The organism is Agriterribacter sp., assembly GCF_035445465.1.
In the GTDB taxonomy this organism is placed as follows: Bacteria; Bacteroidota; Bacteroidia; order Chitinophagales; family Chitinophagaceae; genus Agriterribacter.
In genome coordinates this window covers 70,284-83,857 of sequence record NZ_DAOMQT010000010.1, presented here as the reverse complement: position 1 = coordinate 83,857, position 13,574 = coordinate 70,284, and the positions used below count along the sequence as shown (strand labels likewise).

Annotated in this window: 12 protein-coding genes and 1 tRNA gene; 7 read left to right on the top strand and 6 right to left on the bottom strand. The window is 43.8% G+C overall.

Going from position 1 to position 13,574, the window contains the following annotated elements; all coding sequences use genetic code 11:
• Positions 1-17 precede the first annotated feature (17 nt).
• Positions 18-1,070: an L-rhamnose/proton symporter RhaT gene (locus tag PLE34_RS07695; RefSeq protein WP_324555573.1), complete on the top strand. Its 1,053-nt coding sequence runs from the start codon at positions 18-20 to the stop codon at positions 1,068-1,070.
• A gap of 10 nt (positions 1,071-1,080) precedes the next feature.
• Positions 1,081-2,139 carry a Gfo/Idh/MocA family protein gene (locus PLE34_RS07690; protein ID WP_324555571.1) on the top strand — a complete coding sequence of 353 codons (1,059 nt, stop codon included), beginning with the start codon at positions 1,081-1,083 and terminating at the stop codon, positions 2,137-2,139.
• A 30-nt stretch (positions 2,140-2,169) separates the two neighbouring features.
• On the opposite strand, the gene PLE34_RS07685 is transcribed toward PLE34_RS07690, so the two are convergent.
• On the bottom strand, positions 2,170-4,539 hold the full coding sequence (locus PLE34_RS07685) for a right-handed parallel beta-helix repeat-containing protein (RefSeq protein WP_324555569.1): 2,370 nt from the start codon (positions 4,537-4,539) through the stop codon (positions 2,170-2,172).
• 62 nt (positions 4,540-4,601) lie between these two features.
• Positions 4,602-7,253, bottom strand: a complete 2,652-nt coding sequence (locus PLE34_RS07680) for a DUF7133 domain-containing protein (RefSeq protein ID WP_324555567.1) — start codon at positions 7,251-7,253, stop codon at positions 4,602-4,604.
• 156 nt (positions 7,254-7,409) lie between these two features.
• Between PLE34_RS07680 and PLE34_RS07675 the strand changes: the two genes are divergently transcribed.
• Positions 7,410-8,576 (top strand): sialidase family protein, encoded by a 1,167-nt coding sequence (locus PLE34_RS07675; protein ID WP_324555565.1) that lies wholly within the window; start codon positions 7,410-7,412, stop codon positions 8,574-8,576.
• A 67-nt stretch (positions 8,577-8,643) separates the two neighbouring features.
• On the opposite strand, the gene PLE34_RS07670 is transcribed toward PLE34_RS07675, so the two are convergent.
• On the bottom strand, positions 8,644-8,904 hold the full coding sequence (locus PLE34_RS07670) for a hypothetical protein (RefSeq protein WP_324555563.1): 261 nt from the start codon (positions 8,902-8,904) through the stop codon (positions 8,644-8,646).
• Positions 8,905-9,108: 204 nt separating this feature from the next.
• Here PLE34_RS07670 and PLE34_RS07665 point away from each other — a divergent pair, with 204 nt between their 5' ends.
• Positions 9,109-9,486 (top strand): SRPBCC domain-containing protein, encoded by a 378-nt coding sequence (locus tag PLE34_RS07665; RefSeq protein ID WP_324555561.1) that lies wholly within the window; start codon positions 9,109-9,111, stop codon positions 9,484-9,486.
• An 8-nt stretch (positions 9,487-9,494) separates the two neighbouring features.
• Complete coding sequence (locus PLE34_RS07660; protein ID WP_324555559.1) at positions 9,495-9,986, top strand: hypothetical protein; 492 nt, start codon at positions 9,495-9,497, stop codon at positions 9,984-9,986.
• Between the two features lie 74 nt (positions 9,987-10,060).
• On the opposite strand, the gene PLE34_RS07655 is transcribed toward PLE34_RS07660, so the two are convergent.
• The 3 genes from PLE34_RS07655 to PLE34_RS07645 form a co-directional block, all read right to left on the bottom strand.
• Complete coding sequence (locus tag PLE34_RS07655; RefSeq protein WP_324555557.1) at positions 10,061-10,363, bottom strand: hypothetical protein; 303 nt, start codon at positions 10,361-10,363, stop codon at positions 10,061-10,063.
• A 28-nt stretch (positions 10,364-10,391) separates the two neighbouring features.
• Positions 10,392-10,841, bottom strand: coding sequence for a pyridoxamine 5'-phosphate oxidase family protein (locus PLE34_RS07650; protein ID WP_324555555.1), 450 nt, complete (start codon positions 10,839-10,841; stop codon positions 10,392-10,394).
• Positions 10,842-11,229: 388 nt separating this feature from the next.
• A tRNA-Gln gene (locus PLE34_RS07645) sits at positions 11,230-11,300 on the bottom strand.
• 271 nt (positions 11,301-11,571) lie between these two features.
• On the opposite strand from PLE34_RS07645, the gene PLE34_RS07640 reads away from it, so the two are divergent.
• Entirely contained in the window at positions 11,572-12,156 is a 585-nt protein-coding gene (locus PLE34_RS07640; RefSeq protein ID WP_324555553.1) for an RNA polymerase sigma-70 factor, read from the top strand.
• A gap of 71 nt (positions 12,157-12,227) precedes the next feature.
• Entirely contained in the window at positions 12,228-13,532 is a 1,305-nt protein-coding gene (locus PLE34_RS07635) for a FecR family protein (RefSeq protein ID WP_324555551.1), read from the top strand.
• Positions 13,533-13,574 lie beyond the last annotated feature (42 nt).

Below are 13,574 nucleotides of genomic sequence, written 5' to 3'. Positions count from 1 at the left end.
CCAATTCCCGTAATTACATGAATTTACTTTTTGGTATTCTTTTACATGGCATCGGCGCTTTTTCCGCATCGGTTTGTTATACGCCGCAAAAAAAAACCGTATCATGGTCGTGGCAAACTTACTGGCTGATGCAGGCTGCTGTTTGCTGGCTCCTGTTGCCTGTTATAGTAGCATGGATCACTATCCCTCATTTGGTTCAGGTATTAGCTGAAGCCCCGGGTGATGCGATGTGGAGGTCATTTATATTAGGAACGTTGTATGGTATTGGAGGAACTGCTTTTGGCCTGGCTATCCGCTATGTAGGATTCTCGCTTACCTATGCCGTCTCCGTTGGTATTTCCTGCGTGCTCGGTACATTGCTGCCACCACTTTATCGTGACGAATTAGGTGCCGTATTAAGTGGCACAGGCGGCGGTTGGATAATATGTGGTATTACTATTGGCGCAATAGGTATTGCATTATGCGGACTGGCAGGACATTCAAAAGAAAAAGATCTTGCAAAGCGCAGCAGTTCCCAAACGATGTTTTCTTTATCAATAGGCTTGCCATTGTGCATTTTGGCCGGCGTGCTTTCAGCCGTATATGGATTTTCTTTAGACCAGGGACAACCCATTGCCGATGTGGCAGCCCAATACGGGGCAGGTCATTTCCAGGGAAATGTGATATACCTGTTCTCTAATACAGGCGCTTTCCTCAGTACCATGATATATTGTATTTACCTTCATGTAAAACAAAAAACATTCAGGGAATATCTCTCTTTGCGTTCCGCATCAACAGGAAGAAAAGCTGTCTTATCTTTAAACTATATCCTTGCTATTATAACAGGTGTATTATGGTATACGCAATTTTTCTTTTACGGGTTGGGGCATGTGCGTATGGGCGCCTATAAATTTACCAGTTGGGCCATTCACATGATCATGCTTGTATTGATAAGCACCTTACTTGGAATATTACTGAAGGAATGGGTGAACAGCGGTAAATCAACACGGTTTTATTTGATTGCTGCGATTTTTACGCTTATTGTGTCTGTGGTAATTTTAACCTATGGGAATTATCTCGGGCAATTTTAAACCTACTGCCATGCATACATTAAATAATATCGTTTATAATATTCCCGAACTTCCGGTAACATGGCCTATCGTTATTATTGGAGCCGGTGGTATTGTGCAAACCGCGCATCTTCCTGCATACCGGCTGGCAAATTTTTCCGTGACGGGCGTTTTTGATCCTGATCATAAAAAAGCGGTAAAAGTTGCACATGATTTTCAAATACCGGTTATGTATAATAATATAAATGAACTTGTTTCAAAAAATGGCGCCGAAGTTATATATGATGTGGCAGTACCGGGTAGTGCCATGATTAGTGTAATTGAGCAACTGCCCGACAATGCTTTTGTATTATTACAAAAGCCGATGGGAGAGAACCTGGAGCAGGCCAAGCGCATACTTGAACTGTGCAGGCAAAAGAAAATAACGGCCGGTATAAATTTCCAGCTCCGCTATGCGCCTTATATGCTTATGGCTAAAAAAATAATTGCCGGAGGATGGCTTGGTGATATTTGTGATGTGGAAATTTACGTGAATGTATATACGCCATGGCACCTGTGGGATTTTCTTTTTAAGGCTTCGCGGGTGGAAATTTTATACCACAGTATTCACTACATTGATCTTGTGCGGAACCTTCTTGGTAACCCTTCAGGCATATATGCCAAAACTACAGGTCATCCCAAAATGAATGCATTGCATTCTGTTCGTTCCAATATCATTATGGATTATGGAGATATGGTCAGGGCAAATATTTTAACCAATCATGCCCACGAATTTGGCTTACAAAACCAGGATGCCTATATTAAGATAGAAGGAACAAAAGGCGCTATAAAAATACGGATGGGCTTACTGATGAATTATCCTGAAGGCGTTCCGGATCAGTTTGAATATATTTTATCAGATGAAAGTGCTTCGCCTAAATGGGAGGTCTTACCTGTTAATGGCTCATGGTTTCCCCATGCGTTTATAGGCTCTATGGCGGAGATCATGAAAGCAAAAGCGGACCTCACGTATATACCAGACAACTCGGTGGAGGATGGCATTTATACTATGGAATGTGTGGAAGCCGCTTATACTACAGGAAAATTGTAGTATGGAAAGTACCAGTGATAGTAAACAGCATTACCTCGTTTTAAGTATTATGTGTACCAATTGCTGATTACGCATAACCGTAACCGGTATCTGACCTGTCCAGTTCAGCGACTGGTACACATCTATCAGTTGCTTTACATCTGCAATGGCTTTACCACCGGCAGCGCGGATAACATCTTTGTTCCGTAATCCTGATAAAGATAAGAGACTGGTTTCTCCTGCTGATAATACAATGACGCCTGTTTCATCCGGAAGTCCGTAGGCTGAGCGATCGCCCAAACCATCAACAGATTTTACGGCGCCTCCGAGGAATGATACCGCAACGGATTTATTTTCTAATCCTTCATCTGTTATCAATACCGGTAATTGCGGCTGTAATGCTATTTTTTTTAAAGCAGGCTTTTTTACACCGAAGGCATTCATCGGGAAATTCCTGAACCCCGCTTTAAGCGCGGGAGAATTAGCCGCAACCGTATAATCACCCTTTGAAGGATCAGCAAACAACGGATCTCCTGCCAGGCTGTGCTTGTCTGTTCCCCTGCTCTGCGCGTCATGCAATGCAGCAGTATCGGGAAATAAATTGTAGTCAATGCTTTTTCCCCAGTCGTTAACCTGTATGGGTGCATATTTTTTCATTACAATATTTCTTTCAAATACATCGCCGCTGTTCTTAAACCATACATGCGGATGAAAGGAGTTATTGATCATGATATTATTTTCCACTACCCGGTAAAAACCTTCCCGCAGCTTAAGCCCGCCGTTCAAACAAAGATTATTGTAAATATGATAATTGGATGAACCGTCATCGAGGTCAATATCCCAGCCATGATCACAGCGGAAGCGGTTGTTGCGGATAATGGTTTGTTTTTGCGCGTCAAGCAGGACCAACTCAGGGTGAACCGCCACCAGGCTGTCCATATAATTCCTGTCGGGCGCCCAGAAACGGTCGCGGCCCCATGAATTAAAGGAACCATGATCGCCGGTTTCCCGAACGGTATTAAATACATCATTGAACTCCAGTATATGCCCGCCAAAACAACCATCGCCGATATTTATTCCTGCACGCGAAGTATGGTAAATACTGTTATGGCTAACGGTAATGGATGCGGCCACTTCTATCTGCACACCTGTTGCCTGTTTTTCAATATCGCCCAGGTCGTGCAGAAGATTGTCGGTAACAATACATTCCTGTGGAAAGTTATGGGTTAAAGGCCCAGGCGTTTTATCCAACTGGTTATAAGGAATATAATTTTCGTACCCGAAAGATGGAGAACGAACTGCTTTTGTGTCCCCAATAAAACATACCGCGTTAGCGTCGGTATTATAGATATGACACCCGGTTACCGTATCCCTTTTATTATAATTGCTGAACATGATAGCATTGCCTCCGATACCTTCAAAAACACAATCCGCTATTTTGCAGTTTTCCGTTCCGTCTAATAAAACAGCGCCGCCCCTGTAAATCGTCCAGTCGCTGCGCAGCAGCGGCTCTTTGGTATCCATAAACGTCCTTTCATTATGTGCAAAATGCAGGTTGAGTAACTGCACATTTCGTAAAGGACTGCTCATGCTTCCTTTTAATTCGATACTGTTTTTCAGGTGCGACACTTCAATAAGCGCATCGTTCAGGTTTACTCCTTTGGGTGGATAATAATAGAGCAGGTGTTTTGCTTTATCTAACCACCATTCTCCCGGTGCGTCCAATTCTTCAAAAATGTTTTCAACAAAACGGTAGGCTTTGTGCATTTCATTCGGACGGTTATTCTGCCACCCGCCTTCTAATTGTACATTTCCTCCGGCATCAACGCCGGTTATACGATAATGAAATCCGCCCCATTCGTATGCGTGCAGCGCATGTACATACCCGCCTTCAGGGTTTTTCCAGCGTTTTACCCTTTCCTGAGCGATAGCATCGGGGGCTGTTCCATGAAATATTCTGGCAGCGGAATCATAATCCGGGTATCGCGCCAGGGGTTGCAATTTTTGATTAACATAGAGTCTTTCAAAGGAAGCGCCTGCAGGAACAGTAGCCATATATATTCCGTTCTTATAAGGTTTCCATTTCAGGTTGAGGCGTTTGCCCGCGCTGATGGTAACCTTTTCGTTGACATATGCTTTGATTTGCAGCGAGGCCGGCAAAAATCCGGCAGCGTTAATTACAATGGTTTTATCTAAGTAATAAACGCCCTGCCGCAGCTCAACCGATACCGCTTTGTTTTTATTGTGATCACCAAGGGAATGCGCAATGGCGTGCTCAGGCGTTTTAAAAGGACGGGAAATTGTACCCGGGTTATTGTCATTGCCATTAGGCGCTACATAAATTTTAACCTGCGTTAATGCAGGTAAAGTCAGGAGCAAAAAGCATAAGCACGAAAAAGAATTCCTGTTGGGCTGATTCATATAGAACCGGATTTTTTAAACATTTGTTCAACTATTCATGATGTAACAAGGGCTTCGTCTGCTTATCCCTTCTGTTGCGACAAATACGTAATGAGCGATGCAAATTCCTCATACGATAAAGCGTTTGCTAATCCGGGCGGCATCATGGATGTTTCCTGCTCCTTACGTCCCTTAATATCTTTGGTATTGATGGTATGTGCGGCTCCGGTAATATCGCGCAGCACAATCCTGTCTGCCGATTCACCTGTTACAAAACCCATCTGACTTTTACCATCTTTAGTGGTAACGAGCACTGTTGCAAAGCCCTGGGAAATGGAGGCGTTGGGCTTAAGAATGGATTCCGCAATTTGCTTCCGTGTCATAATGGAACCGATCTGCCCCATGAATGGTCCTTTCATAGGTTCGCTTTTATTAATGCTATGGCAGGCAATGCAGCCCTGCTGAACGAAAAGTTTTTTACCGGTAGCGGCGTTGCCTTTAATTTTATCCATAGCAAGCATAATATCTTCTATAGATGATTTTCCGATCTGCCCTTTTTGATTCCTGATCTTGTTAAGGTCAATTTTGGCCTCATGCACTGATTCAGTTTCTTCTTCTCCGCCAAACTGGGTGATGCCCATCCTCAGCTTTCCATTGAGCGTGGCAAAAAGAGCTTTTCCGGCCGCATCGGATTTGCTCCATTCCTCCGTGAGGAACGCATTGATTTTATCTGAAGCCGCCCAGGTTATGGGTTTGTAGTAAGGTCCGTGTGTGTCGGGGCGGGTACTCCACCACCAGGAACCATCATACGGCGCTTCTGTTTTATAAACACGGCCTAATGTAGTAAGAATCTGAGCTTTCAACGCTTCGTCCTGCAATTTACCGTAAGCAGCGATCAGTCCGTCCACAGCTTTTTGATCGTGCATATAGCGCAGGGCCCATAGTGCCAGCGTGGAATTTTGGGAACCGATGGCGGCCACACAGGCATCCACCGCATTCAGCTCTACCAGGGCCTTTACGGCAAGATGGGCGGGAATGATAGCGGTGTTGGGAGTGGCATGAGGTCCTTCTTCTCCCGCAGGAGGAGATACAAATGATGCGGGAACCGGTATTTGCAGCAATGCCTCCGCCGCCGCTGTGCGGCCAAGGCGGCCCAAGCCAATGATAGATGCTATCTGAACGCGCGGTGAAGCATCTTTTAGCCCGTTGATAAAAGGTTCAGGAGGTACTTCTTCTAAAAAGGGTTTCCGGTCGGCAAGCGCATGCAGCGCGAATTCCCTCACCGCCTCTTCCGCGGTAAGCCCAACTAAATTTTTGATACCATCTTTGCCTGCTGCCTGCGCGTAGGTATAAATCCCGGCTACGCGGGCATACAACGGAAGGCTTTTATCGGTTGCCAGTTCCCATGCCGTCTTGGCGGCTTTCTTTTCCGAACGGCTAAGCAACTCCTGTTGTGCGCTCAGCCTGGCTGCAGCGCTGCCGGATTTTAACAGCGACTGCAGTTCGCTTATAGAAGCAGCATTAAGATCGGGGAAGGGCTTGTATTCCCAGTTTTTGGGTACAGCGCGTACCACGAATCCTTTGTCGGGATTGCCCGAATAGCCGGCCCCATCCCAGGCAGAAAGATAGAGCCTTCCGGAAGCATCAATATCCAGGTCGGTAACCTGTGGTAATTTAATAAAATCTTCCTCCTCCTGTGTGTAACTTCCCCCTGATGGGGTTACCCTGTGGATATATACCTGACTTCTTCCCCAGTCCGCCATCATGGGTACGTTGTTATATTTATCCGGCCAGGCAGGGTCATCCATAAAAAGTGATCCGGTACCGGAGCCGCCTCCAAGGTCAACCATGGCAGGAATAATTTCTTCCGTAAAATGTTTAAACAATACAGGGTATCCGTATTCTCCCGATTGTAGCTGGTGACTGAAACGGATGTTCCAGCCGCCCCCGTCGTTGGTGTTGTCGCGGGTAAAAATGTTCATATAAGGGTCAATCGCCACATCGTAAATATTGCGCAGTCCATGTGAATATATTTCCATTTCCGTACCGTTGGGGCGTACCCGTACGATACCTCCGCCCAGCATCGTTAATTTTTTACCGTCACGGTCTATCGCATCATGAAAGCCAAAATCGCCAGTGGCAATATATATCCATCCATCTATCCCCATACGGATGCCGTTGGTGGCATGGTCGGTACCGCGGCTTTTAAGAAATGTGGGGTTGCTGATATGTTCGATCAGTGGCTTGGCCGGTCCATCGGCAACACCATTGTTATCCTTATCTTCAAAAACCACGAGGTCCATTCCCGTGGCAACACTATCTGCGCCGAATTGGGTATGCAGTACAAAAAGCCGGTTGCCAAGGGATATGATCCCGCGGGGATTGTCTACCGCAGCATATTCCGTATGACTGTCTATTATACCGTCATTGTTGCAATCCACTAATCTGATGATCATCCCTTTACCGGGGTCTTTACCCAGTGAACCGATCATATCCACTCCAACATATACTTCCCCGGTAGCGGCTACAGCAAGGCAGGCAGGACTGGGAGTAAGATCGGGGCCTGCAAAGCCGGTGATCTGAAGCTCATCCGGCCAATTTAAGCTGGCGCTCAGCGAATCAATAGATGCTAATGCATTGTTTCTTTGCGCGGGTTCACAGTCTTGTTGTTTGCCTGTATGGCAGCCAGTAAGCAGCAGTAGGGTACAGGCGAGGCTTAGTATAATTCTCATCATGTAAGTATGTTAAAAAGGGGCTTAAAGTACTGCATTCTTAGCGATTTTAAAAAAACTAATCCGGGTGATTGTTATTTTCTTTCTGGTTGTATTATATTGCTCACTAAACGATGCTGCATTGTTGCAAAAAAACTGATAAGCCTTAAATGTGGGGTCATGATGAAATGTTTGGATAAAATATTCCTCCGGTTTTTCCTTCTTTCCCGGAAGTATGGAAATGTATATGTTTTTGTGCTCCTATTATTATTTCCATCAACCATTGCCAGGGGGCAGGAACTCCGTTACATATACAAAAGCGGAGAGAACGGCTACCAGTGTTTTCGCATACCCGCTATTGTTACTACCACCAGCGGAACCCTGCTCGCATTTGCAGAAGCGCGGCGGAATAATTGTGGTGATGCCGGCGATATTGACCTGGTGTTAAAACGTTCCTTTGATGGCGGCAAAACCTGGAGCGCGATGGAAACCATATGGGATGACGGCGCTAATACATGCGGGAACCCGGCTCCTGTGGTAAACAGCAATACCGGTGCTGTTACCCTCCTTTCAACCTGGAACCTCGGTGCAGATCATGAGAAGGATATTATTGCGGGAACAAGCCGGGATACGCGCAGGGTATTTGTATTTTCCTCTGCTGATGATGGCAGTAGCTGGTCTGCCCCGAGGGAGATAACAAAGGATGTAAAGAAAGAGGACTGGACATGGTACGCTACCGGCCCGGTGAATGGCATACAGATCCGGAAAGGGAAATACAAAGGGCGGCTGGTTATTCCCTGTGATCATATTGAAGCGGCATCCAAAAAATATTTCTCGCATAGCATTTATTCGGATGATGGAGGAAGCACCTGGGTATTAGGCGGCACAACGCCGGAGGATATGGTTAATGAGTGCACGGTAGCCGAACTACCCAACGGTAACCTGATGCTGAACATGCGTAACTATGGCCCAACACGGCATCGTAAAGTTTCTATCAGTAAAAACGGCGGAGAAAGCTGGTCGGCGCCCAAAACCGATACGGAGCTTACGGAGCCTGTGTGCCAGGGCAGCCTGCTGTGGTATGCCCACCCCGGAAAAAAATCGTTCCTTGCATTTTCCAATCCTGCAAATGCAGCCTCAAGAGTAGCCATGACCGTTAAAATAAGCTACAGTAAAGGAAAGTCATGGAAGCTGAAAAAGTTATTGCATGCCGGCCCGTCGGCGTACTCCAACCTGGTACAACTGCCCAATGGCAACCTGGGCTGCCTGTATGAAGCCGGTAATAAAAACCCGTATGAAGGCATCGTGTTTGAAGAGATAACGCTGGATACTTTTGAGCAGAATTGATAGTGTATTGTGCCTTCTGGCAATTGTTATCAATTTTGAAACGGAGGGGAGGAGCTGAACATCATTATTATTCGTTAAACAACCTGTCGTGGATATCCCCCATATCCTGTTCAAGCATGCGGGTAAATTTGCTGAAAGCGGCATCGTTGCCTCTTATTTTGGCAAGCTCCTGCAAATCGGAAATTCTTTCATAATCAATGGAGGTATCAAAAAGAAGGGCACGCTGTTGCAGGTCTTCCATATATGTATGCTTATCTAATGCTTTATAAGTCATCTGCATGGCTGAAAGCTCATCAGGTGAAGGATTAAAATCGAATATGGTTTCCATACTGCAAAATAATATTTTTTTTAGTTGGTAAACCATGCAGGATTTGGCATGCAAAAAGACAAGGGGAAAGTATCCGCTGACCGCAAAGTGGTCATATGTTTAAAGAATTATAAATTAGTTTAGATACGACCCCAAAGGGGTCGCAGGCAATCAGGGTGAACTTGCAATAAATATTGAGTTACTTTTACACTAAACAATGCATCATTGAAAGCATTTAAAAAATATTATATCATTCCCGCTCCGCCCGAAGAAGTATACAACGCTTTAACCAATCCTTTGGCCATAAGGCTGTGGACAGGCGAGCCGGCTACCATGTCTGCCGATCCAGGTTCGGAATTTTCATTGTGGGGTGACAGTATTGAAGGAAAGAATCTTGAATTTGTACCGGGTAAAAAAATTGTACAGCAATGGTATTTTGGCGATGACGGTGAAGCTTCCATTGTTACCATTCTATTGCATCCTCATGCACAGGGAACATCGGTGGAGTTAAAGCACAGCAACATTCCCGACAGTGAATTCGATGATATTACGGAGGGCTGGAATACCATTTATTTCAAATCGCTCCATGAATTTTTTGAATAACCTTGCCCATGGAGTCTGTTATAAAAACGGCTACCGTTAGTGAACTTAAAGATGAGCTGCAATCTGTTCCACCCGCACAGGTTTTGGCGCTTTGCCTGAGGCTGGCAAAATTTAAAAAAGAAAACAAGGAGCTACTCACTTACCTTCTTTTTGAAGCCCACGATTTACCGGGTTATATGGAAGCGGTGAAGCGGGAAATTGACCGGCTATTTAGTGAGATCAATTCTTCGAATATCTATTTCGCTAAAAAAACGATTCAGAAAATACTAAGCATTACCAATAAACATATTAGGTATACCGGCTCTAAACATGCCGAAACGGAGCTGTTGTTATACTTCTGCATTTCCCTAAAAGCTTCCGGTATTCCCATAAAAAAAAGTACGGCGCTGATTAATCTTTTGGCAAATCAAATTAAAAAGATCGAAAAATCGCTCGCATTCCTGCATGAGGATCTGCAATATGATTATATAAAAGCTTTTGAACAGTTGAAAGCAAATTGATCTTATTTTTAATTCTCTGCAATGCCTCCTGCCGCAGCAAATGCTGCATTCCGTTCGTCAAACAGCATACCTTGTCACTCATTAAATAACCTGTCGTGGATATCCCCCATGTCCTGTTCAAGCATACGGGTAAATTTGCTGAAAGCGGCATCATCGCCTCTTATTTTGGCAAGTTCCTGCAAATCGGAAACCCTTTCATAATCAATGGAGGTATCAAAAAGTAGTGCCCGCTGTTGCAGGTCTTCCATATATGTATGCTTATCTAATGCTTTATAAGTCATCTGCATGGCTGAAAGCTCATCAGGTGAAGGATTAAAATCGAATATGGTTTCCACTATCTTCATTGGCAGAAGTCTTTCCCTTATCCTCCTGTTCATATTCAGGGTTACCAAGCCACAAAAATGGTTAGTAATTTACTGAATCTGAATACCGTCCCGTTTTTTTATGTAAATGAATACAGAAAATAATTCCTTTGCTTTCAGGTGTAGAAAAAGGCCAGTACTGTGACTGCAGCAAATCTTTGCTGTTAACAACGGCTACAATGCGATTTTGTAAGACATCAATGGCTCTATTTCGTTTTTCGTTATTAGTAAGCTCTTCAAATATGCCCCAGCAAATAACACTTTTCCATCGGATCATACTTTCTATACTTTCTATCTGAAAGCAAACATTTGGGTTTTTTCTAAGCAATTGGAGTTTCAAACCTTCATACGTGCGCCCATATATATAGATTCCATCATAAGCATAACAGATCGGTATAACATATGTCGTCTCATTGGCATGACAACCCATATGCCCAATAACATTATCGTACAGTACGCGCTCTATTTGTTCTTCACTTAGATCCTGCTCCATTTCTTTTAAAATTTAAATTGTGTAAAGAGATTTAATTACTTAAATATACTGTTTTTAAAAGGGAAAGTCCTATCAATGCTTCAGGATTGGTGTGCAATCGTATATCGAATACTTTGATAAAAAAATAGCGTTTCTTTTCTTAAAGCTGGTCATTAGACAGTTGTTTTTCAAACTTCAGATCAACGTATTCTAAATCAAGACTTCAAAATTTAAAAATGAGTTTCATGCCCGGTTGCAGGAAGTGCAGCGAGCAAAAATGACACTAGAACAAAATCACGAAAACTGGAGAGAGCAAGGGAGTTGATATTATCCGGGGATATTGAAATTTCAGACTTCAGCGATCCAAGAAAAGGATAAGCCGGCTTTTTCGTCGGCTTATCCTGCTCCGTTGCCCGACCTGGATTCGAACCAAGACAATCAGATCCAGAGACTGATGTACTACCATTATACTATCGGGCAATGTGCTATATAAAAGAACCAGGGGGCGGCAAAGCTACAACTTTCCCTTTATTTTACAAATTGCTTTCCTTGTATATATACTTTGCTTTTTTGAATTGTAAGCTAAAGTCGTCAGTTTACAGGAAAGTTCTATAATTTTAATTTCACAGCCGAAAGATTTATGAAAAAAGTGGAATTCATCTGTTCCTGAGTAGGGCAGTTGGAATTTTCTGCCTACATGTATTTGATAACAAACGCTTAAGCCCAAAACTAACTTTAATTGTTCGCCGATTTGCCATATGATGAAAAGGAATTGCTCCGGCACATAGCTGACGGTAATGCAGATTCTTATAAGCTGCTGTTTAACCGTTACTGGGACCAGATTTATTCCACGGTTTTTTATTTTACCAAATCTCCGGAGACTTCGGCAGATATAACTCAGGATATTTTCGCACAGATCTGGGTAAAACGCCAATACCTTCTATCTGTGAATAATTTTGAATCTTATCTCTACATTTCTGCGCGTAATCTGATTTTTGACAGGTTGCGGAAAAAAGAGTTTTCCGGGTCAAGGGACGATTTTTTCAGGCAATATTTTTCAGATACGGTTTCTGACCAGGATCCTTCTTTACAACTTGAGTATAAAGAGTTTCATGCGCTCATTCACCAGGCGATTCACCAGCTTACCCCACAGCAGCAATCCGTTTTTAAACTGAGCAGGTTTGAGGGATTAAGTCATGCAGAAATTGCCGGGAGGATGGGATTGTCTAAACGCACTGTAAAAAACTACATGGTAAATGCAATAAAATTTATCAGGGATTACCTTCAGTCTCATTCCGGATATTTACTTGTATATATCTGGATATGGAATTTTTAAAAAATTCATTCTTAACAGGGACCTTCTTCTTTTGTTTTACGTCTTTATAACACACCTATCAATATTTAGCATTGCAACACACTCAACAATTACTGGAAAAATTCCTGAACGAGCAAATCACCCCCGGTGAGTTGGAAACGTTTTTAGCGGCGATAAAAGATCCTGTTAACCTTGAAATGGTGAAAGAAGTATTAGAACAAAAGTTAACTTCTAAAGCTTATCAGGGGCTGTCAAGCCACAAAGCACTTGAGCATTTATTTGAGAAAATGATCATCCGGTCGGAAAGTATGGAGGATAGTACGGTGGGTATGGGTGTAGATACTATGCACATGCTTACACCTCAACCATCTTCAGTTCCTGTTGTTCCGCTTGAACAGCCTGCTCCTTCTGTACGCCGCTTTCATGCTTTCAGGCGTAGCTGGCTTCGTTATGGGGCGGCTGCGGTATTGATAATCGGGGCGGCGAGTTATTTCTGGTTCAGGCCTTCCCTTTTAAAGCAAAACACGATAATCCATACTGTTTCTGCAAAAGAGGTGATAGCACCGGGGGGCAATAAAGCCGTTTTAACCCTTGCCGATGGTTCTACGATTATACTCGACAGCGCTGCAGATGGCAGGCTTGCTGAACAGGGAAATACAAAGATTGAGAAACTGAAGAACGGACAGATCATTTATATACCTTTTGACTCTAAAGATCAGCCTGTGCTTTTTAATACGATGACCACTCCGAGAGGTGGCCAATATCAGCTCACCCTGCCTGATGGTACGGGAGTGTGGCTGAATGCCGCATCATCCATTACGTATCCCACTGCTTTTGCAGGCAGTGAAAGGAAGGTGGAAATAACCGGCGAAGTATACATGGAAGTAAAGAAAAATATTAGCCAGCCTTTCCGGGTTCAGGTGAATGATATTACTGTGGAGGTTATAGGCACCCATTTTAATATAAATTCTTATAACGATGAATCGCTGGTGAAGACTACACTCATAGAAGGGAGTGTTAAGGTTAGTTATGGCAATGTTTCGGAGCTTTTACAACCTGGTCAGCAGGCGCAAATTGCAAATACTGGAAATGCAATGAATGCCGGCGTACATAGCCAAAAGGAACGACAGATTCTTATACAGAAAAACGCCGATACCAGGCAGGTAATGGCCTGGAAAAACGGGCAGTTCAATTTTGATGGCGCCGATCTGCATACCGTCATGCGGCAACTGGAACGCTGGTACGATATACAGGTGCGTTACCAGGGGAATGTATCAACAGATGTTTTTCGGGGACAGCTCACACGCGACCTGAACCTGTCGGACATGCTGGAGATTCTTGGAAAAATGGAGATAAAGTTTAAACTGGAAGGAAGGATACTGACTGTAACACAGTAAAATTTGATCACTGAAAACTACAGTAAAATGAAGTCTTTATCA

Bases quoted from the DNA above. Each gene is read 5' to 3' on its own strand.
- PLE34_RS07660 (WP_324555559.1), top strand. From the start codon at position 9,495: ATGGAGTCTGTTATAAAAACGGCTACCGTTAGTGAACTTAAAGATGAG.
- PLE34_RS07680 (WP_324555567.1), bottom strand. From the start codon at position 7,253: ATGATGAGAATTATACTAAGCCTCGCCTGTACCCTACTGCTGCTTACT.
- PLE34_RS07685 (WP_324555569.1), bottom strand. From the start codon at position 4,539: ATGAATCAGCCCAACAGGAATTCTTTTTCGTGCTTATGCTTTTTGCTC.
- PLE34_RS07670 (WP_324555563.1), bottom strand. From the start codon at position 8,904: ATGGAAACCATATTCGATTTTAATCCTTCACCTGATGAGCTTTCAGCC.
- PLE34_RS07675 (WP_324555565.1), top strand. From the start codon at position 7,410: ATGATGAAATGTTTGGATAAAATATTCCTCCGGTTTTTCCTTCTTTCC.
- PLE34_RS07695 (WP_324555573.1), top strand. From the start codon at position 18: ATGAATTTACTTTTTGGTATTCTTTTACATGGCATCGGCGCTTTTTCC.
- PLE34_RS07690 (WP_324555571.1), top strand. From the start codon at position 1,081: ATGCATACATTAAATAATATCGTTTATAATATTCCCGAACTTCCGGTA.
- PLE34_RS07655 (WP_324555557.1), bottom strand. From the start codon at position 10,363: ATGAACAGGAGGATAAGGGAAAGACTTCTGCCAATGAAGATAGTGGAA.
- PLE34_RS07650 (WP_324555555.1), bottom strand. From the start codon at position 10,841: ATGGAGCAGGATCTAAGTGAAGAACAAATAGAGCGCGTACTGTACGAT.